Origin of the sequence: Paraburkholderia sp. 31.1, from assembly GCF_014397645.1 — a bacterium.
GTDB classification, from domain to species: Bacteria; Pseudomonadota; Gammaproteobacteria; order Burkholderiales; family Burkholderiaceae; genus Paraburkholderia; species Paraburkholderia tuberum.
This window is the reverse complement of record NZ_VZQN01000033.1, coordinates 1-19,951: the sequence shown is the minus strand read 5'-3', so window position 1 is coordinate 19,951 and position 19,951 is coordinate 1. Positions and strand designations below refer to the sequence as shown.

22 protein-coding genes and 3 pseudogenes are annotated in these 19,951 nt (G+C 62.2%); 19 read left to right on the top strand and 6 right to left on the bottom strand.

The features are described from left to right. Nucleotides 1–2 precede the first annotated feature (2 nt). On the bottom strand, nucleotides 3–458 hold the full coding sequence (locus tag F6X37_RS24180; RefSeq protein ID WP_187613030.1) for a hypothetical protein: 456 nt from the start codon (nucleotides 456–458) through the stop codon (nucleotides 3–5). Between F6X37_RS24180 and F6X37_RS24175 the strand changes: the two genes are divergently transcribed. The 14 genes from F6X37_RS24175 (at nucleotide 458) to F6X37_RS24110 (ending at nucleotide 11,278) form a co-directional block, all read left to right on the top strand. Continuing rightward, nucleotides 458–1,231, top strand: a complete 774-nt coding sequence (locus F6X37_RS24175) for a hypothetical protein (RefSeq protein WP_187613029.1) — start codon at nucleotides 458–460, stop codon at nucleotides 1,229–1,231. The genes F6X37_RS24180 and F6X37_RS24175 overlap by 1 nt on opposite strands. Next, on the top strand, nucleotides 1,221–1,643 hold the full coding sequence (locus F6X37_RS24170) for a flagellar hook assembly protein FlgD (RefSeq protein WP_187613028.1): 423 nt from the start codon (nucleotides 1,221–1,223) through the stop codon (nucleotides 1,641–1,643). The genes F6X37_RS24175 and F6X37_RS24170 overlap by 11 nt, the downstream gene beginning before the upstream one ends. Before the next feature lie 12 nt (nucleotides 1,644–1,655). Further along, a complete protein-coding gene (locus F6X37_RS24165; RefSeq protein ID WP_187613027.1) occupies nucleotides 1,656–2,849 on the top strand; it encodes a flagellar hook protein FlgE in 1,194 nt (397 codons plus the stop codon). 134 nt (nucleotides 2,850–2,983) lie between these two features. Then, a complete protein-coding gene (locus F6X37_RS24160; protein ID WP_187613026.1) occupies nucleotides 2,984–3,676 on the top strand; it encodes a FliM/FliN family flagellar motor switch protein in 693 nt (230 codons plus the stop codon). Further along, nucleotides 3,673–4,002 (top strand): flagellar motor switch protein FliN, encoded by a 330-nt coding sequence (fliN, locus tag F6X37_RS24155; protein WP_262420007.1) that lies wholly within the window; start codon nucleotides 3,673–3,675, stop codon nucleotides 4,000–4,002. Before F6X37_RS24160 ends, fliN begins: the two co-directional genes overlap by 4 nt. Then, nucleotides 3,999–4,370: a flagellar biosynthetic protein FliO gene (locus F6X37_RS24150; protein ID WP_187613025.1), complete on the top strand. Its 372-nt coding sequence runs from the start codon at nucleotides 3,999–4,001 to the stop codon at nucleotides 4,368–4,370. The genes fliN and F6X37_RS24150 overlap by 4 nt, the downstream gene beginning before the upstream one ends. Further along, entirely contained in the window at nucleotides 4,367–5,170 is an 804-nt protein-coding gene (gene fliP, locus F6X37_RS24145; RefSeq protein ID WP_262420006.1) for a flagellar type III secretion system pore protein FliP, read from the top strand. Before F6X37_RS24150 ends, fliP begins: the two co-directional genes overlap by 4 nt. Then, complete coding sequence (locus F6X37_RS24140; RefSeq protein WP_187613024.1) at nucleotides 5,167–5,946, top strand: sigma-70 family RNA polymerase sigma factor; 780 nt, start codon at nucleotides 5,167–5,169, stop codon at nucleotides 5,944–5,946. The genes fliP and F6X37_RS24140 overlap by 4 nt, the downstream gene beginning before the upstream one ends. A gap of 49 nt (nucleotides 5,947–5,995) precedes the next feature. Further along, entirely contained in the window at nucleotides 5,996–6,532 is a 537-nt protein-coding gene (locus F6X37_RS24135) for a tetratricopeptide repeat protein (protein ID WP_187613023.1), read from the top strand. 14 nt (nucleotides 6,533–6,546) lie between these two features. Further along, complete coding sequence (locus tag F6X37_RS24130) at nucleotides 6,547–6,915, top strand: hypothetical protein (protein WP_187613022.1); 369 nt, start codon at nucleotides 6,547–6,549, stop codon at nucleotides 6,913–6,915. A gap of 121 nt (nucleotides 6,916–7,036) precedes the next feature. After that, nucleotides 7,037–7,243 carry a hypothetical protein gene (locus F6X37_RS24125; protein ID WP_090811655.1) on the top strand — a complete coding sequence of 69 codons (207 nt, stop codon included), beginning with the start codon at nucleotides 7,037–7,039 and terminating at the stop codon, nucleotides 7,241–7,243. A 137-nt stretch (nucleotides 7,244–7,380) separates the two neighbouring features. Next, entirely contained in the window at nucleotides 7,381–9,276 is a 1,896-nt protein-coding gene (locus F6X37_RS24120) for an FAD-binding monooxygenase (protein ID WP_187613021.1), read from the top strand. 27 nt (nucleotides 9,277–9,303) lie between these two features. Further along, nucleotides 9,304–9,744 (top strand): MarR family winged helix-turn-helix transcriptional regulator, encoded by a 441-nt coding sequence (locus F6X37_RS24115; RefSeq protein WP_018422184.1) that lies wholly within the window; start codon nucleotides 9,304–9,306, stop codon nucleotides 9,742–9,744. A 568-nt stretch (nucleotides 9,745–10,312) separates the two neighbouring features. After that, nucleotides 10,313–11,278: a sulfonate ABC transporter substrate-binding protein gene (locus F6X37_RS24110; RefSeq protein WP_187613020.1), complete on the top strand. Its 966-nt coding sequence runs from the start codon at nucleotides 10,313–10,315 to the stop codon at nucleotides 11,276–11,278. 33 nt (nucleotides 11,279–11,311) lie between these two features. Here the strand turns inward: F6X37_RS24110 and F6X37_RS24105 are convergent, their stop codons facing one another. After that, nucleotides 11,312–12,712, bottom strand: coding sequence for an MFS transporter (locus F6X37_RS24105; protein ID WP_187613019.1), 1,401 nt, complete (start codon nucleotides 12,710–12,712; stop codon nucleotides 11,312–11,314). A 174-nt stretch (nucleotides 12,713–12,886) separates the two neighbouring features. Between F6X37_RS24105 and F6X37_RS24100 the strand changes: the two genes are divergently transcribed. The 5 genes and pseudogenes from F6X37_RS24100 to F6X37_RS24080 all read left to right on the top strand — a co-directional run bounded on the left by F6X37_RS24100 (nucleotide 12,887) and on the right by F6X37_RS24080 (nucleotide 16,874). Then, the gene (locus F6X37_RS24100) at nucleotides 12,887–13,435 is read left to right on the top strand and encodes a DUF488 family protein (RefSeq protein WP_187613018.1); all 549 of its coding nucleotides are present in this window, start codon (nucleotides 12,887–12,889) and stop codon (nucleotides 13,433–13,435) included. 93 nt (nucleotides 13,436–13,528) lie between these two features. Next, nucleotides 13,529–13,639, top strand: a pseudogene (locus F6X37_RS24095) (uracil-DNA glycosylase family protein); the annotation flags it as partial. A 291-nt stretch (nucleotides 13,640–13,930) separates the two neighbouring features. Continuing rightward, entirely contained in the window at nucleotides 13,931–15,040 is a 1,110-nt protein-coding gene (locus F6X37_RS24090; protein WP_187613017.1) for a sugar ABC transporter substrate-binding protein, read from the top strand. Then, entirely contained in the window at nucleotides 15,040–16,044 is a 1,005-nt protein-coding gene (locus tag F6X37_RS24085; protein ID WP_187613016.1) for an ABC transporter permease, read from the top strand. Before F6X37_RS24090 ends, F6X37_RS24085 begins: the two co-directional genes overlap by 1 nt. Next, nucleotides 16,044–16,874, top strand: coding sequence for an ATP-binding cassette domain-containing protein (locus tag F6X37_RS24080; RefSeq protein WP_187613076.1), 831 nt, complete (start codon nucleotides 16,044–16,046; stop codon nucleotides 16,872–16,874). Before F6X37_RS24085 ends, F6X37_RS24080 begins: the two co-directional genes overlap by 1 nt. 34 nt (nucleotides 16,875–16,908) lie before the next feature. Here the strand turns inward: F6X37_RS24080 and F6X37_RS24075 are convergent. The 4 genes and pseudogenes from F6X37_RS24075 to F6X37_RS24060 all read right to left on the bottom strand — a co-directional run. Further along, nucleotides 16,909–17,082 (bottom strand): annotated as a pseudogene (locus F6X37_RS24075) (hypothetical protein); the annotation flags it as partial. Between the two features lie 45 nt (nucleotides 17,083–17,127). Beyond that, nucleotides 17,128–18,276: a hypothetical protein gene (locus F6X37_RS24070; RefSeq protein WP_187613015.1), complete on the bottom strand. Its 1,149-nt coding sequence runs from the start codon at nucleotides 18,274–18,276 to the stop codon at nucleotides 17,128–17,130. An 82-nt stretch (nucleotides 18,277–18,358) separates the two neighbouring features. Further along, nucleotides 18,359–19,597, bottom strand: a complete 1,239-nt coding sequence (locus F6X37_RS24065; protein ID WP_187613014.1) for a lipopolysaccharide biosynthesis protein — start codon at nucleotides 19,595–19,597, stop codon at nucleotides 18,359–18,361. A gap of 68 nt (nucleotides 19,598–19,665) precedes the next feature. Then, nucleotides 19,666–19,951 (bottom strand): annotated as a pseudogene (locus tag F6X37_RS24060) (tyrosine protein kinase); the annotation flags it as partial.

Here is a 19,951-nt window from a genome sequence, read left to right as displayed (position 1 = left end):
AGTCATTCATGAAAAAACGCCGCCAGTTTGAAACGGCACGAGAGATCGCCGACTTGCGTCGACTGCAACTGGAACGCGCGCGCCTGGATACCGTGCGAGTCATTCAACTCCATCAGCGCAGCCACGCACGCGAACAATCGCTTTGTGCGAGCCTCGACGCCCATGTCGCGCAATGGCGCGACGCGTTGCAGGCGCCGGACGGCTTGTCGCCTGCGCTCGCGGCCAATTGGGCAGGCGCGCTCGCCTCGGCTCGCGCCGCCCATCTGCACGCGCAACAGGACACACGCGATGCCGCAGGGCGTGTCGAACGACAGCGCGCAGTGCTGGCGCGCCACGAACAGCAAACCGAGCACGCTTGCGGCGTGGCCGCCAGGGTCGAGCGGCAATTCGAACTTCAGCGCGACGAGCAGCGTGCGAGCCGGATCGAGGACATGTATCTGTCGCGGGAGGAGCGCCAATGAAGCTCACCGTATTTCCAACGTGGCGCAATGCGCCGATGTCCACAGCAAGTTCGCCCAAGCCCGATGCCAGGCATGCGGCGTTCGATCAGGTATTGCGGGTGATGGAGAAAGTCATGTGGTCGGGCGCGAAGGCCGGCGCGTTGAACGAAGATCCCACGCCCGCACGACAGCGACGCACGCCGGCGGAACGTTACGACAACGCGCCGGTATTCGACGCCCGCTCCTATGCTCGCGATAGGTCCGTTGACCATGCGAGCGAGCCGCGCGGCTGTGCATCGGCGAGATCCGCTCGCATCGATGTCGAATCGCATGCGCGCGACACCGAGCCTGCGCTCCCTGACCACGATGGCGCTCACGCCGGGCACGTCACCAGGTCGCCGATCACGGTCGCCAGTTCGTCTTTCTCAGCATCGGGCAGCACGGTTCACGACGCACTGTCGCGCGAACAGGCCGTACCGTACAGGGCCGCTCGTATCACTTCGTCCGCCGCATCGATCGCCTCACGAGCCGTTAAGGCCGCTAATACCGAGAGCGGCGCCAGCGCCGGGAGCGCGCCAACGCCCTATCGTCTGACCGTGATGACTGGCGAAGCCGGCGTGTCGATCGCATTACGCATCAACCATGCGATCACGAACGCGGACGAACCCGACGCCCGCGCCCAGCGCGCCCTCGACGAGCTGCGCCGCGCCGTACCGCGCGCCGTGCGAGTCGTCGTCAACGGCGTCGAACACTTTCCGACTACATCGCAAGGCATCGCTCATGGCCACTAATCCGATCAGCTCGAGCAGCGACGTCGGCAACCGCATCGATTCGATCGGTCTCGACATGCAATCGCTGCTGCAGATCATCCTGACGCAGCTCACCTATCAGGACCCGCTAAAGCCGGTCGACAACTTCGAGTTCGTGTCGCAGCTCGCGCAGTTCACGTCGCTCGAACAGACACGCCAGATCACGGACAAGATCGACGACCTGCTGTCGGTCCAGTCAGCCACGCAGACGCTCGGCCTGCTCGGCCACAACGTCGACGTGCAGACCGACACGGCGCTGCTGAGCGGCATCGTGAAGAGCTTGTCGTTCAAGGATTCTCAGCCGCAATTGACGATCGAAACCGAGAGCGGCGAATTTCTGACGAACGCCAATATTTCGCAGATCGTCGCAGTGCGCCAGACGAGTGGTTCTTAAAGGAGAGTTTCCATGCTGGAAAGCATTTACATCGGCATGAGCGGGTTGACGGCGTACGCGAAGGGCCTGCAAACCATCAGCAATAACGTCGCGAACCTGAACACCGCGGGCTTCAAGACCTCGACGCCGGGGTTCGCCGATCTGTATTACGGCCAGCAGTTCGCGCGGGGCGAACCAGGCGCGATGAACACGATGCAATTCGGCAGCGGCGTCGAGTACGGTTACTCGTCGTTGAATTTCGCGCAGGGTGATCTGCGCGTGAGTAACGGCCAGCTCGATCTTGCAATTCAGGGCAAGGGCTTTCTGACGCTGCTCGACGGTGACACCGCACGTTACGCCCGCACCGGTCAGTTCGCGGTCGGCAACGACGGCTTTATCGAGGACAAGGCGACGGGATTGAAACTCGCGGCCTTGAGCGCATCGGGCAGCCTCGGTCCGATTTCGCTCGCCGGCAAACAGATCAGCCCACCGCAGGCGACGACGGTGATCAGGTTTTCCGACAATCTGTCGACGGGTTCGACCAGCTTCTCGATTCCGGACGTTGACGTCTTTGACGCGAACGGCGGCAAGCACACGCTGACAATCGCGTTCGCGCCCGATTCGAGCATCGTTCCCGGGCGCTGGCAGGTGACCGTCTCCGACGAAAACAACATACCGGTCCAGCAGGGCACGCTGCAGTTCAACGGTGGTATTCCCGAGCCCGGACGCGACCGGATCGACTTCACGCTGACTTCCGCCGACGCGCCGCCGCTCACCGTCACACTCGATTTCTCGACCGGCGTCACCGGCTTCTCCGCCGGCAGCTTCTCGAGCCTGCGTGTGTCGGACAAGGACGGCTATGGGACCGGTACGTTGTCGTCGATGAACGTCGACGTCGATGGGCGACTGGTGCTGCAATACTCGAACGGACAAACCGATGAGCTCGGCACGATCGCGCTCGCGAGCTTTGCGAATCCGCAGCAACTGGTGCAACAGGGGAATGGTCTATTCGATGCGTCGCACGCGTCGCCGCCGCAATATCGCACCAGCAATGGCGCGGGCGTTGGGCAACTGCTCGCGGGCGCGACCGAGGCGTCGAACGTCGATCTATCGACGGAGTTTGGTCAACTGATCCTGATTCAGCGCGGCTTCCAGGCGTCGTCGCAGGTTATCAGTACCGCCAACGAAATGATCATGCAGCTGTTCCAGATGCGAGGTCAGGGATGAGCGTCGTGCCAATCCGCTGGCGGCCGCTCGGCGCGCGCGATCTCGCAGCCGGCGCGGCGTGGTTTGCGCGCGCAATCGATCCGTGGCGGCAGGCGTGGCTGGCCGCGCCCGAGCTCACTGTCGAAGCCGTGGACTTGCTCGATCCGTTCGACAGCGCGCCGCCTTCGGGCCAATGCGAGTCGTGGTCAATCGGCGACAACGTCTGGCTATTCACCGAGCCTCGGCAGATCGTCATGCTGGTCAACGAGACGCTCGATCTGCCGAAGACGTTCGCCCTGTCCGACGACGCTCGCGCGCCCCTGCTCGCGGACGTCGGCAAGCAGCTTGTCGACGAACTGCTCGATGCGATCGGTGCGGCGTTATCTCCAGGGCAACAGTCCGCTGCCCGCGTCCGCACGACAGGAAACACCGATACACCGCGTCTTCGTTTTGGCGGCGCCTGCTTCCGAATACGGAACACGAGCGGCGAGACCGTCTTGACGCTCGTCTGCGGCGCGCCGGCGCTGTGGTCGTGTTTGCCCGTCAGCAAGCCGACGGTTCACGGAGCGAACTCACCGACCACCACGCGTCGCAGCGCGGCCGTCGAATCGAGCCGCGTATCGCTCTGGGCGATGCTCGGGCAGTGCGAACTGAGCGTGCCGCAACTGGCCACGCTCGCCGTTGGCGACGTCATCCGACTCGACCAGACGATTTCCGAGCCGATCCCGTTGCTGTTGGCGCAGTCCGATTGCGGACGACTCACCCCCATCGCCGCCGGCACGCCTGGACAACACGGCGGCAAATTATCCATTCAACTCACTTCGATAGCCGGGCCCGATACCCCATGACTCTGAGTACCCCACCCACCCGACCGCTCGTCATGCGTGTCGATCTTCCCGAACAAGAACCCGTCTTCGACGACCGCAACACGACACGCCCGCAGCTGGCGCTGCTCGAAGAAGTGAAGGTCACCGTCGATATCCGCCTCGGCTCAGCCGAGATGTCGATCAAGGAACTGCTGGCGCTGCAATCCGGCGCTGTGGTCGAACTCGATCGTCATCTCGGCGATGCCGTCGACGTGTTGCTCAACGACAAGAGCGTTGCGCGCGCCGAGATCGTCGCGCTTGGTGAGCAGTTCGGCATTCGAATCACTGAAATTTCGACGCACCCATGACCGTTTCAACCCCGGCCTCATGGCTGCAAGGCGCAAGCGACGCGACCGCAAGCCAACATGCGTTATCGGCAACCGGCCTCGCACTCGCGGGGGTCGACGTCATGCGCGTCGGCATCACACTCGTGTGTTGCATCGCGCTTGGTATCGTTGCGATTCTGCTTTTGCGGCGAAGCCATCGGGTCGGCGCGTGCGGTTCGTCGTCGAGCCTCACGCCGCGGATCACCGCAGCCGCATCGCTGCGTCTGGGCCCGCGCACGACGCTTCATCTGATCGAATACGATAGCCGCGTCGTCCTGCTCGCCTCGGATACAACCGGTGTCAAGCTGCTGGACGCGCGCGATCGACCTGACGGAGCGCGCGAAGCATGATGCAACGAAGTCGGTTTCACGCGTGGCGCTGGCTGATCGCGCTGCTGTCAGGAGTCTTCTGCCTGTATGCCGGATTCGTCGACGCTGCGCCCATCGCGCCAATCGCGCACAGCGGTGACGCAGGCATGCTGTCGCTCTCCGGTTCCGCATCCGGAGTCATCGCGGACAGTAAGGGCGTATCTGAAACGGTACGCATTGCGACGCTGCTCACGCTACTCAGTGTCGCCCCTGCACTGATCGTGTCGATGACGGCATTCGTCCGCATCGTGATCGTGCTGGCGATGATCCGGCACGCGTTTGGCATGCCGGAAACGCCGCCGACACCCGTGCTGATCAGCCTCGCGCTGTTCCTGACGGCATTTGCCATGCTGCCGACGCTGCAGGTGATCAATCACGACGCGCTGCAGCCATTCATGCACGGCCAGATCGACCTCGCTCACGCTCTCGACAGTAGTACCGCGCCGATTCGCGATTTCATGCTGCGCCAGGTGCGCGAGGATGAGCTAAGGCTGATGTACGAGATGTCGCAACAGGCGCTGCCACAGACGCCGGCCGACGTCAGCCTGTTGCAGTTGACGCCCGCGTTCATCCTCAACGAATTACGCGTTGCGTTTCAGATCGGCTTCGTGATCCTGCTGCCGTTCCTGCTGATCGACCTCGTCGTGTCGAGCGTGCTGCTGTCGCTCGGTATGCTGATGGTGCCGCCCGCAACGATCTCATTGCCGCTCAAAGTGCTGATGTTCGTGCTGGTGGACGGCTGGAGCCTCGTGTTGCGCGGCGTGCTGAGTAGCTTCAAATGAACTTGCCGGCGGAGTATGCGAATGCCGACGAGACCCACGGTGGCACCGCGGCGTCCGCATTGGAGGAGAGCCTATGGGCAGCGCTACGCGACGAAAGCGGTCCGCAAGCGCGCGAAGCCGTATTCGCGCACTTTCTGCCCTACGCACAGGCGCTCGCGGCGCAACTATACGCAGGCCGGCACCGCGACGACGTCGAGTTCAAGGACTTTCTGCAACTTGCCTGCGTCGGTCTGCTCGAAGCAATCGACCGCTTCGAATCCGGGCGCGGCGTGTCGTTTCGCACCTTCTGCACCCCGCGCCTCAGAGGCAACGTTTTGACCGGCGTACAGCGCCTGAGCGATGCGCAGGAACAAATCGCGCTGCGCAAACGGATACGGCGCGAGCGTGTTGCATCACTAGAAGCGCCCACTCGCACGAGCAGGCAGTCCGATACGTTCCAGGCTCTCGCGACGCTCGCCGCGGGCCTCGCGATCGGCTTCATGCTCGACGATACCGGCATCGTCGAGGAATCCGCCGCGCAGGCCGCGCCGTATGCAACCGCTTATCAAATCATCGCCTGGAGGCAGACAACGGAGCAACTGCATTCGGCTGTTGCACGATTATCCACGCGCGAGCAGAAGATTATCCGCTACCATTATTTTCATGGACTGGGATTCGAGCAAATCGCCGACATTTTCGGCGTAACCAAGGGCCGCATCTCACAGTTGCATCGCGGTGCGCTGCTCGATCTGCGCAACCTTCTCGGCAATACCCAGCATCTGCATATCACTGGCTAGAACTATGACTCATGAACACGATTCTCCTACGCACTGCAACGATGGCGTCATGTCGTCCGTCCTCTCCGCGATGCAGGGCACCGATGAACATGCGCTCGACGTGCTGAACGAGACGCTCGCTGGCTGGCCGCTCGATGCACGCCTGTGGTTCCTGCGCGGCTCGGTGTACGCCAACCAGGGTCGACACGGCGAAGCGCGTACTGATTTCGTTCAGGCGTTGACGCTCGTGCCGGATCTCCACGTCGCCCGCTTCATGCTGGGGCTTCTCGAACTGCAAAACGGGCTCGTCGCGCAGGCGTCGCGAAGCTGGTTGCCACTCGATCGCCTGGCTGAGTACGACGCACTGCGCGTGCTCAAAGATGGGCTGCTGAGGTTTGCCGACGATCAGTTCGATGACGCGCTCGACAAGCTCAATCTCGGCATGGAGCTCAATCAGCAGTATCCGTTGATCAACGCCTATGTCGGCGCGCTGATCGCGACATTGACTGCCGAGGCCGAGACTGCGGATCAGGCGAAAGAAGGCTCCGCGGCGCAACACGACCATCTGCTGCTGTCGGGCTATCAGAACAATCAGACCCGTCACTGATTCGCGGCCGCGCCATGGACCCCATTTCGACGCTCAATCAGGCAATGCAGGTGCTACGGCAACAACTCGCCGAAAAGGAGCAGCGGGGCGACCGGACGGCCTCCGGCCGCAAGGGGGCCTCTTCCATGCAGCCTGGCGGACCGCCGCCGACTGCCGAAGGTCTGCCTGATGCGATTCGAACGCGGATCGACACGTTACGCGCGGCAGGTGTCGACGACGAGCGGCAGTTCTTTCGTGCCGTGGTCGACCTGCTGTTGCTGCGCGAGTTCGGCGAAGAAATGGCCAACGATCCCTCTTTCCAGCAGATGAGCGAATGGGTCAGCGAGTGCCTGTCCGAACAGCTCGACACGCGTCATGTGCTGCGCGAGGTCATCCGTGATTAACGACGTGCATCGCTGACGCTGAGTTTCTGGGTGCCATTGCCGAGGACGACACTGTCGACATGGTGGCAGAAGACGGCTGGACTGAATCTTGCGTCTCCTCAATCATTGGAGGAAAACGATCATGACCAGACTACTCTTTGCAATCATCGTGGCAGTTGGCCTGGCGGGCTGCGTCGTCGCCCCGCCGCCGCCCAGCTCTGGCTACGGTTATGAGCCAGCGCCCGCCTATGGCTATGCCCCCGGGTATTACGTCGCGCCGTCCGTGAGCCTCGGCATCGGCATTGGCGGCTACTGGGGTGACCATGGGGGCCATTGGCACGGCCATTGAATCAGCCGTTCCCGAAAGTCCACGAGCGCTCTACCGAACCAGGGTAAACATCCATCCTCCCACGAAGTACTTCAAAATGGTTTGGGTACGGAGTATATTCGCGTTCAGCAGATATCTACTGAACGGAGGAGGACGTCATGCAATTTCATCTCAACGGTTTCCGGGTCGGCGATCCGACGATCGAGCCAGTCATCGGCAATGCGCATGCGGCGCAGATGCCCGAGACGGTCGACGTGCTGATCGTCGGCAGCGGCCCTGCCGGCCTCGTACTGGCGGCGCAGCTGTCGCAATTCCCGTCGATCGGCACGCGCGTCGTCGAGCGTCGCGACGGACCGTTGCAGATGGGTCAGGCCGATGGCGTGGCGTGCCGTACCGTCGAGATGTTCAATGCGTTCGGCCTCAGTGACCGCCTGCTGCAAGAAGCCTATTGGGTCAATGAAACAGTATTCTGGCGACCCGATGCAAATGACCGCGGCGCGATCAGTCGTACCGGCCGAGTTCAGGATACCGAAACAGGCCTTTCGGAATTTCCGCACGTCATCGTCAATCAGGCCCGCATCCAGGAATATCTGCTCGACGTGATGCGCCGCTCCGCGCGACGAATCGAACCGGACTACGGCCTCGAAGTGGTCGACGTTCAGCGCGACGATACGCACGCATACCCGGTGCTGGTCACGCTGCGCCATACCGATCCCGCGCGGCTCGACGAGACGATGTCCGTGCGTGCGCGCTATGTCGTCGGTTGCGACGGCGCTCGCAGCCGCGTACGCACCGCCATCGGACAAACGCTGCGTGGTGACGCGGCCAACCATGCGTGGGGCGTGATGGACGCGCTGGCGGTCAGCGACTTTCCGGACATCCGGCTGAAAGCGGCGATTCAGTCCGCGAGCAGGGGCAACCTGCTGATCATTCCGCGTGAAGGCGGATATCTGGTCCGCTTCTACGTCGACCTCGGCGATGTCACCCCGGAGAACCGCGACAGCATCAAGCAGATCACGGTCGATCGCATCATCGAGACGGCGCAGCGCATCCTCCATCCCTATACGCTCGACGTAAAAGAAGTGGCGTGGTTCTCGGTCTATGAGGTCGGGCAGCGCCTCACCGACCGCTTCGACGATGCCATCGCCGCCGACGGCACTTCGCGCGAGCCTCGCGTGTTCATCGCGGGCGACGCCTGCCACACGCATAGCGCCAAAGCGGGTCAGGGCATGAACGTGTCGATGCAGGACGGCTTCAATCTCGGCTGGAAGCTCGGCGCGGTGCTGGAGGGCCGCAGCGACGCCGCTCTGTTGCGCACGTATTCGGACGAGCGCCAACCTATTGCGCAGGAGCTGATCGATTTCGACAAGGAATGGTCGGCGATGATGGCCGCGCCACCGAAGGATCCCAACCGGCCCGAGGCGGGCGGCGTCGATCCCGCGGAGCTTCAGGCGTACTTCGTTCGCGCTGGCCACTACACGGCTGGCGTCGCAACGCGTTACCGGCCGGCCACCCTGACCGGTGAAGCGACGCATCAGGCGCTCGCCAAAGGCTTTGCGATCGGTACGCGCTTTCACTCGTCGCCTGTCGTTCGCCTCGCTGATGCAAAACCGTTCCATCTAGGGCATGCCGCGCAAGCGGACGGCCGCTGGCGCCTGTACGCTTTCGCGGACGCGTCGCGTCGTGCGCTGGATGCGCTGTGCGAGCATCTCGACAAGTCGCCCGATTCCGTTTTGAGGCTCTTCACGCCGAAGGACGCCGACGTGGACAGCGTTCTCGATCTGCGCGCGGTGCTGCAACAGCCGCATCGCGAAGTCCGCCTCGAAGACGTCCCCGCCCTCCTGCTGCCGCGCAAGGGTCGCCACGGCCTCATCGACTACGAAAAGGGATTTACGAGCGACGCGACGACTGATATCTTCGACGAGCGCGGCATCGATCGCGAACAAGGTGCACTCGTCGTGGTACGTCCCGATCAATACGTGGCCCATGTTCTCCCATTGAATGCGTATGCGGAGTTGAACGCCTTCTTTCGGCCCATCTTTCGCGTGCGTTAAACCACAACGAAACCCAAACCTCCGAAATTGCCGATCAAACCCGAAGACGCCGGCGCGCTCCCCAAATTTACTGGCAGCCTGGTGCGCCGTGCCCAACAGCGCCATGCAGCGGTCTGGCTGAGCGAGGTTTCCGCGGAGATCACGAGCGTGCAGTACGCGGCGCTCGAGGTCTTGCACGAGACGCCTGGCGTCAGTCAGCGGCAACTCGGAGACAAACTCGACGTGGATCGTTCGACGATTGCCGATCTCGTTGCGCGCATGGTACGCAATGGCCAGATCGAGCGCGCGGACGATCCTGTCGACAAGCGCAGTTATGTGCTGTTTCTCACCACTGCCGGTAAGAAGCAGCTCTCGGCCTTGCGTCCGCGCGTCGAGCAGGTCGAGCGCATTCTCACTGAAAGGCTGACGGCAAGCGAATTGGCGCAGTTGCGCCGGCTGCTTTCGGCACTGTTGCCGCCGCGGGCTTGATGCGCTTGCTTCTGAGGACCGCCTGCCGTCGCGGTCTGCCAGACAGCGCCTCCATTTCGGCTCCCATAGCCCCCTCCCCGCCGCCACCTGGTTAGAACCGGGTGCCTTTCCAGAACAAATGACGGACGACGCACGCGAGCCCGCACATCTGTTCCGGCACGCAACCTGAAACGAAAACCGCGCCAGCGGACATTCGCACGATCCGGCGTCCGCCAACCCCGCTGCGGCTCGCTTCATGCCAGCGCGGCGATCGCGCTTGGCTTATTCCCAGCAGCGCCATGCACGTCGTACCGCCGCTTACGCTCAAGCGCGATAACGATAGCGCTCGATATTATTTGTGCACTAACGAGCGCCTCTCTACGATCTCCGGACCTACACTTCGATCTCTTTTCAAAACATGGCTACGACAAAAGCGATCCTGACCGTTTATCACGGCGCCACGCTGCCGGCATGGGATGGCGCGCCCCAGCACTAACCTGACGCACGAACAACGCGCGACTCACGCCGCGGCGCTTCGGCCGCCGCGCATCCTGCCTTCTTCATCGCCCTCCTGATCGTATCGTCCGTCATGTCCATTAACAGAACGCTCCACGACCGCCGCACCTTCCTGAAACTTTCGCTCGGCGCCGCAGCGGCCGCGGCAGCACCGCTTTCGTTCGCGCAAGGCAACGCGCGCACGCTGCGCGTCGGCAATCAGAAGGGTTACCTGAATCTGCTGAAGGGCCGCGGCACCCTCGAAAAACGGCTCGCGCCGCTGCACGTATCGGTTACATGGACCGAGTTCGCTGCGGGCCCCGTGCAACTGGAAGCACTGAACGTCGGCTCGATCGATTTCGGCGACGTCGGCGAAGCACCGCCGATCTTCGCACAGGCCGCCGGCGCACCGTTGGCCTATGTGGCGGCGACCGTCAAGCGGCCGCGGTCGGAAGCGGTGCTGGTGCCGCCGCAATCGACGATCCGCTCGGTCGCGGACCTGAAGGGCAAACGGATCGCGCTCAACAAAGGCAGCAACGTCCACTACTTTCTCGTCAAACTACTGCGCCAGCATGGCCTGCAATACGGCGACGTAAAGCTCGTGTTCCTCGCGCCCGCCGATGCACGCGCCGCGTTCGAGCGGGCGTCGATCGACGCGTGGGTCATCTGGGATCCTTTCTTCGCCGCGGCGGAGCAATCGCTCGGCGCTCGCGTGATTGCCGATGCAAGCGGCGTAGTCGGCAATCGGGCGTTCTACTTCTCGTCGCAGAGTTATGCGGCGAACAATCCCGACGTGGTCCGGATCCTGATCGAAGAACTCGACAAGGTCGATCAGTGGGGCAGGCAGAACAAGGATCAGCTCGCCAGCGAACTCGCGCAGCTATGGGGTCTGCCGAAGCAGGTCGTGGACGTGGCGGTGCAGCGTCAGCAGTTCGGCACGCAGCCGATTACCCGCGCGATTCTCGGCGAGCAGCAACAGATCGCCGATACGTTCCTCGATCTCGGCCTGATTCCGAAGCACGTCGACGTGCTGAAGGCGGCGCCTTCGAATTTCGCGTAGGCGTATGGGCGGCGGAACGACGCCGCACCCGCGTCAACGCTCGGAGACCGGCCGCGTTGGCGTAGCCTGCTGTTCCGGCGGGGCGTCGCTGTGCTCCGTCATACGCCGCACCGAACTCACGCCGGCCGCGATCAACGCGAGCGCCGCGGCAATGCCGGCAATCAACGTGAGATGCTGGCCATGCACGAGTCCGAACACGATGGACACCGCCACCGCGCCGCTCGACTGGCCGAGCAGACGACCCATCGATTGCAGGCCGGACGCGCCGCCGCTGCGATGCCGCGGCGCACTGCCGATGATCACGCGGTTGTTCGGCGACTGAAAGATACCGAAGCCGAGGCCGCAGACCGCGAGCCGCCACACGATGTCGAAACGCGTCGCCGTCTCGCCGAGCTGGCAGAGCATCGCGAGTCCGCAGCCGAACACGACGAGCCCGACGCTGCTGATGCGTCCCGGCGCCCACCGATCGGACAGCCGGCCCGCGACCGGTGCGATCAACGCGGTCACGAGCGGCCACGGCGTCATCAGAATGCCTGTCTGTGTTTCCGACAGCTTCAGCGTCTGCTCGAAGTAAAACGGCAACATGATGTACGCCATCGTCTGCGCCGCGAACGAGCAGATCGACGTCGCCATCGACAATGAAAACACCGGCATGCGCAGCAGGTCGATGGGCAGCATCGGGGTCGCGAGCCGGCTTTCGCGTCGCACGAACAGCACGCCGGCCACCAGTGCGATCGCGACCATCACGGCGCCGCGCTGCGTCGCGCCCGCCTGGTTGAATGCCGCGAGACCGGAGATCAGCAGGCCGAATGTGAGCGCGTTGAGCAGGACGCTCAGGCCGCTCAGGCGAGCCCCCGAGGTCGGCGTCGCGGGCAAGGTGCGCGCGCCGATCGACAGCGCCAGCACGCCGAGCGGCACGTTGACGAGGAACAGCCACTGCCAGTGCGCGACCGCCAGAATCGCCGACGCGATACTCGGCCCCGCCGCCGCCGAAACGGCCACCACCAGCGACGAATAGCCGACGCCGACGCCAAGCCGTGCCTTCGGGAAAACGAAGCGCACCAGCGCGATATTCACGCTCATGATGCCGGCCGCGCCGAAGCCCTGAAACACGCGAGCGACCGCAAGCACCAGCAGCGTATGCGCATTCGCGCAGGCGAACGACGCCAGCGTGAAAAGCGCGAGTCCGTAGCAGTAGACCCGTTTGTAGCCGAGGCTGTCCCCGAGCACCGCGAGCGGCAGCAAGGACACCGTGATCGCCAGCTGATAAGCGTTGACGACCCAGATCGCGCTTGCGGGCGATACCGCGAGGTCGTTGCTGATGGTGGGCAGCGCGACGTTGACGATCGAGGTGTCGAGCACCGACATCGTCATCGCGATGGCGATCGCGATGTACGCAAACGCACGTTGGGGATTGGGCAGGCCGTCGGTCATGGTGCAAGCGGGTCGAAAGAAAATGCGCGGGCGACTGCGTGCGGCGCGGGCGCCGTCGCGGGTGCATTGTTGCAACTCCGACTCGTACCTGAATCGGGACACAGTTGACGTTACTGCGCCACACGTTGTAAGTCTGTAGGGATCGTCGCCGCTATCAGCGCCGGCGAAGCACGCATGGAAACGAAACGCCCTTTTTTCACGATCGGCCACTCGACGCGTCCGTTGCAGGAATTCGTCGACTTACTGAAAGGCGAGCAGATCGCCTTGCTCGTCGACGTGCGCAGCATCCCGCGCTCGCGGACCAACCCGCAGTTCAATCGCGACACGCTGCCCGCCTCGCTCGCACCGGAACATATCGACTACATGCATCTCGCCGCGCTCGGCGGACGCCGCAGCAGGCGCAAGGTTGACGCGCCGTCGCCGAATGCGTACTGGACGCATCCGGCCTTTCGCAACTATGCCGACTATGCAATGAGCGCCGCGTTTCGCGAGGGACTGGCGCAACTTCTGACGCTCGGTCATGGGCAGCGCTGCGCGATCATGTGCTCGGAGGCGGTCTGGTGGCGCTGCCACCGGCGTATCATTACGGACTATCTGCTGATGCACGATGAAACCGTGCTGCACATCATGGACGCACATCACACGAACGCCGCCACGATGACACCGGGCGCCGAGCCCCAGGCCGACGGCACGCTGATCTATCCGGCTCAGGCGCAGAACTGAGCCGACTCACGACACGACTGCGCACCAGTCACCTCGCACCGCTTTATGGCTGTTACCACCAAACGTCCGTCGAAACTCGACACGTCGCTCGATCCGTCGCCGCGCAATATCGCGTGGTTCAAGCGCAATGCCTGGTTCGAGGGCGCGGTGCTGCCGACGTTGCGCGAGCACGTGGCGACGGTGTTGGCGGGCGGCGAGCTTTGAGCGCCGCGCACCCATCCGCGCGATCAGCCGCTCGTGGTAAACACGCATCCTGACCCGGCGTCCCAATCTTCGGAACGGTTACGGGTATACATGGATTAGGAGTCGCTACCGCACTGCACTAACATTTTTGCGGTACCGCACGGCGCGTATCGAGCGCTTCCGAATCGGGGTTGCACGTCCCACGCCAAGCTCTCGCGCTGCCCCGCGAACTCCCGGTGCCGTCCAGCATCTGCACGCAATCGACGCGACGTCGACCACATCGACCAATGAAGACAAGAACCGGAGGATCAGATGGCACAGCAACGGGATGACGATCAGAAAAACAGCGGCAACGGTTTCAGCACGGCGCGGCGGGGGCTGATGCAGGGCGCGGGACTCGGCGCAGCGCTTTCGCTGATTTGCGCGCTAGGCGGCGCGGGCGGTCTGATCGGCACCGCGCAGGCAGCGCAGACGGCTTTTCCGTCGCACAAGAAGTGGAGGATCGTGTTCGTCAATCACGTCACCACCAACCCGTTCTTCGTGCCCACGCAGTACGGCATTCAGGATGCCTGCTCGCTACTCGACATGGATTATCAGTGGACCGGCTCGGCCACGTCCGATGCCGGCGAAATGGTCCGCGCCGTGAACTCGGCGATTGCCGCGAAGGCCGACGCCATCGCGGTGCCGATCGTCGATCCGAGCGCTTTCGACAAGCCCATCCTGGCCGCGCTCGACGCCGGAATTCCGGTGTTCGCGTACAACGCCGACGCGCCGCGCGGCAAGAAGAATCCGCGCCTCGCGTATATCGGCCAGGACCTGTATCTGTCGGGCTACCAGATGGGCGAGCGCATCGTCAGTCTGATCGACAGCGGCATGGTCGGGCTGTTCATCGCCACGCCGGGGCAGCTCAACATCCAGCCGCGTCTGGACGGTGCGAGCGACGCCATCAAGAAGTCCGGCAAGAAGATCGACATCCAGACCGTGGCCACGGGCGCGACCGTCAACGAGGAGCTGTCGAAGATCAAGGCGTTCTACCTGGGCCACCAGGACCTGAAAGGCATGTTCGCGGTGGATGCGGGCAGCACGCAGGGCGTCGCGCAGGTGATGAAAGAGTCGAACCTGCCGTCCAAAGGCGTGCACGGCGGCGGCTTCGACCTGCTGCCGAGCACGATCCAGCTGATCCACGAAGGTTTCCTCGACTTCACCATCGATCAGCAGCCCTACGTCCAGGGTTTCTATACGGTGATGGAGGCGTTCGTGTTCCTCAGCTCCGGCGGCCTCGTCGGCCCGGCCGACATCAACACCGGCCTGAAATTCGTGACGAAGGATAACGTCGAGCCGTACCTGAATACCTCGACGCGCTTTGAAGGCAAGACCGACAAGGAGCAAATCGTTCCGAGATCCGGCGCAATCAAGTCCTGATGAATACAGTGAACGAAACCAGCAAAGCGGTCCGCGCGCCCCGGCGCGCGGGCGTTTCCTTCGCGTCTCAATGGGCGGCCGAGCTGCGCATCCTGCTCGTGGCCGTGCTGCTGGCCGCCTACTTCGAATTCGCAAACCACGATTTCCTGCTCACCAACGCGAGCCTCGTCAACCTGTCGCAGTTCATCGCGCCGGTGGCGATCATCGCGTTCGGCGAAATCATGTTGATGATCGGCGGCGACATCGATCTGTCGGCGGGCATGGTGTTCGCGTTCGCGCCATTCATGATGGTGTTCGCGAATGACGCGGGCGCGCCGATGTGGCTCGCCGTGATCGCGGGGCTCGTGGCCGCGGGAATCGTCGGCTTCGTGAACGGGACGGTGTCGGTTTGGCTGCGGCTGCCCTCGTTCGTTACGACGCTCGGCACGCTCTTTCTGATCAACGGTATCACGCTCACGATCTCGCGCGGCACGCCCGCCGCCACGCCGGGATCGCCCACCTTCGCCGCGTTCATGGGCGCGTGGGGCTACAGCGAGATCATCTGGACCGTGGTGATCGCGGCCGCGATGCACGTGCTGTTGCGACATACACGCTGGGGCCTGCATACGCAGGCCGCGGGTGCGAATCCGCTCGGCGCGAGCGAGGCCGGCATACATGTGAAGCGACTGCGCCTCGGCAACTTCGTCCTCGCCGCGGTGCTGGCGGGCTTCACCGGCATGCTCGAAGCCTTTCGCATTACCTCGATCGACCCGCAGGCCGGCGGCAACCAGATCATGTTCCTTGCCGTGGCCGCCGCCGTGATCGGCGGCACGCCGCTCACGGGCGGCTCGGGCACCATCGTGGGCGGACTCATCGGCGCAGCGGTGCTCGGCATTCTGAACGACGGCTTTACACTGATCGGTATCAACGCGTTTACGTTCAACATCATTCTTGGCGCCGCGATTCTGGCGGCGATGATCTTCAACATCCACGTCGGGCGCATTCGCCGCAAGGGTGGACGATGATGGACCAATCGCAAACCTCCTCCGCGGGCGCCAATGCCACGGCCGCTGCGCGCAGCGCGCCGAACGCCCCGCTCGCGCTGCGCGGCGACAGCCTCGTCAAGCGCTTCGGCGCGGTGACGGCGCTCGATGGCGTCTCGCTCACGCTCGGCAAGGGCGAGATCCTCGGCATACTCGGCGACAACGGCGCGGGCAAGTCCACGCTCGTGAAGATCCTCACGGGCTTTCATCAGCAAACGAGCGGCACGCTCCACATCGACGACGAGGAGACGCTGTTGCGCTCGGTCGATCATGCGCGTTCGCTCGGCATCGAATGCGTGTATCAGGATCTCGCGCTCGCGAATTCGCTGAGTATTTACCACAACATGTTCCTGAACCGCGAAATCGTGCGGCGCGGGCCGTTCAGGCTGCTCGACCACAAACGGATGCGCGAGCGCGCGGCGCAATGCCTCGACGATATCGGCGTGCACGTGCCTTCGGTGGATTTGCCCGTGGAGCGTCTTTCGGGCGGCCAGCGCCAAGCGATCGCCGTGGCGCGCGCCGTGCATTCGAACGCAAAAATCCTGTTGCTCGACGAACCGCTCGCCGCGATGGGCGCGCGCGAGGCGGGACTCATCATCGACCTACTGATGCGCTTGAAGGAAAAAGGCGGCCTCTCGATCATCATGATCATGCACAACTATGCGCAGACGCTCGATATCGCGGATCGCATCATGTTGATGCAGCGAGGGCGCGTGACCTACGAGCAACAGAGCGCGCTGACTTCGGTGGCGGAGCTGATGGACATCGTGCAGCGGGAATACCGGGCCATGCGCGCCGGCGGCGCACAGTGAGCCCGCCACGGCCCGCGACACCGCGCAATTCAGATCAGAAATCGATCTTCGCGTTCACGCTGACCATGCGCGGATCGCCCGGCGCGATGTAGTCCGAGTACTGGAACATCCAGTAGCGGCGATTCGTGATGTTGTCGATCGCCACGCGCAGCGTCACGTCATACCCACCGATGCGCGTCAGATAGTTCGCCCCGATGTTTACGATCATGTGCTTCATCGACGGCCTACTGAATCAGCGGACCGTCATTGCGATTCAGGAGGCGCTGCGATGCTTCGACAATGTGGACTGGTGATGGGCGCCGTCGTTCACTCGCGACGCACTCTGCGCCGATACCGCTATGTGTTCATCGTACGAGAGCCGCAGGACGAAAAACATGATCATCGGCGACACCGGCGAAAGATGCCGCAGAAATGACCCGTAGTCCGGCTCGAAAATAGCTTGCGTTGACAGGAAACTGACCAGAAAACAAAAACAAAGCGTCTCGAATCGGCCCACCGGAAATAGCGCCGCCGCGGAGCGATAACGCATAAACACCATCGCAAAAGTGAAAAACACGCCAATGCCGCCCAGCATTTGCAGCGGAGAACCCGACGTAATCAACCGCACCGGCAAAACGAAGGTCGCCAGCGTGATGGCAACGTTCGCCACGCCAATGAACATACCACTGCCTGGAATGAACTGTACGATCATCGACCCCACTTCCTCCGGGTCCCGCCACTCATTGGCGTTCTGCCTTGCGAAATCCAGTGATTCGCCATAGGCCTTCTGGAACACGAAGGCGACCATCACAAACATGGCCAGCGCGAAAAAGATCAATGAAACCGGCCTTCTGAAGCCGTTTGGCGCGAAATAAAGAAACACGGTTGCGGCCAGTGTAATGCCCCAGTACGATCTGAAGTACACGGCTACCAGCGCTGCCAGGACGACAAACAAAACCAATATCGCACGCGACGAGTTGTAAAACAGCATCAAAAGAACCAGAACCGAAATGATGATTTCTTTCGATGGAACGCCGATGTAGACGGTCTGATTGGCGAGCCAGAACGCAACCAGAAAGAACTCGGCCGGTTTTAGCGAAGTGACACCGGAACGCCAGACGGCGACAAACATGCCGATAGTCGATGCGAGAAATCCTATCAAAGAAATGGAGAAACTCTGGAGACCGAAGAAGTTGAACAGCCACGCGAGATTGTCAAATGAGTCGCCAAACGCCCTGAAAGCCGTGACGGTCTTCATCCGGTCGAAGATCACCAGTTCATCCAACAGAAAACGCGCCGGCAACGTGCTCTGGTGAAACGCGGAGATCGCATAAAGTGCGATGAACAGAATGAACCAGACCACGGCCGACACACCTGGACTCGCATTCCTGCCGATGATGCCGGGGAGTTTTACAATGCGCATTCTCTTTCCCTGAACAAGTGAGCGACTCGCCTCGCGGTGGAGGAGCTAAACTTGCAGCGTCGCTGATTTTTGAGCGCAGAGATCACGGCGCTTCAAAACTAGGTTGGCGATTCAAATAAGCGTCCGGCTCCTTGCCGATCTTGAGCGCCTGGTAAGTACCCGCACTTGCCACGATCGTGCCACAGACGCTGAGCAGAAGAAGCGAGTGGATGAACCCGACGCCGAGGAATTGAGCCGTCGCAAAGATCAGGAAGATCGATACGGCATTGACTGCTTGAATCATCAAGTCGATCTTCAGCCGGTTCGCGACAATGAATACCTGAGCCATCGAGCCATAGATCGCCATCGTGATGAAATAGGGAACAAAGATCAGGTACACAGACATCGACGGTTCCCATTCGTCGCCCATCTTCATGTGGATAATGAGGCTAAGGCCTGCATAGCACGCTGCCACCAGAGAAATGCTGATAAACGTCAGCATAGTAAAAAACTGTTTCGAGGGATTCACTCTGTCTTTTCTGTGGCCGTCGAAATAATCGATCAGATCGCGGCGGAAGACAGCGCCCAAACTTTGCGACAAGAGGGACGCAGGGAAGTACCCCACACGATACGCCAGCGCAAAGATGCCGGCTTCACGATGATCGAAGATCATCGGCATCAAAATGGCGGACGCATAGATCACGAAGGAATTCAGCGTAGTGGTCGGCACACCAAATTTTGCATACTGGATCTGAAGCGCGGAGAACCTGATGAAGGCCAACGGGATCATCCGGCGCGCCGAGTAAAGGCAGATCGCGGCGGGCACAACAGTCGAGGCCAGAAAAAGCCAGCTATAGATGTTGAATACAGTGGTGCCTGTGCACTCCCCTTTCGAAAACATCATCATGCAGACGAAGTAGACGGCGAACGCGGCATTAGGGAAGAACCGGATCGTCGCGATTTGCGCGTACTTTCTTTCGGTGGTGAGTGCTCCGCACAACGCCTGTTGCAGGAACACGCCAAGTGCCAGACCGATAACAGGTATGTATTCCGTATGCCCGACCGCTGCCGTGGCCACCACGAGCGCCACGCCGATCCCTATGGCGACCGCACTGGAACTCGTCATTGCGCGCACGGCCTGGGCCTTGTCCGCCGCCATGCACGCAACCTCCAGACGCAAGCCGATCACCGACCCTATAAAAAGACCACCGGCCATGAGCTGGCTGAAATACCCGAGAGCCGTCGGCCCGCAGAACTTCCCGATCAATAGAATCGAAACGAAATTGAGCGCCTGACTCAGTACGACTCCAGCGATACTGACGATCGAATGTTTGATATTCACAATTTATCTACGTCGAAGTCCGGGTGAATTTTTCATCGCTCTACACGACGATGGTTGTCGTCTGAAGGCTAGCCTTTCTGCGTCTTTCCGCTGGCGGGCAATGCGTCGAGATAGGAAGCACTGCGATAGAGGCCTGCGCGCGCGCCCAGACTATAGCGATAGACATCCGTATCGATCGCGTTGAAGATCACACCCTTCACCCGGGCATTCGCCTGCTTGAGCTGCTTGGTCGCCTCCAGCACCTGCGCAATGGAAGTGGTCTCGAAGCGGGTCACCAGCAACACCGTGCCGCAGCTATCCGCAAGCGCGGTCGCGTCGGAGACGGCGAGCACCGGCGGCGTGTCGATCAGCACG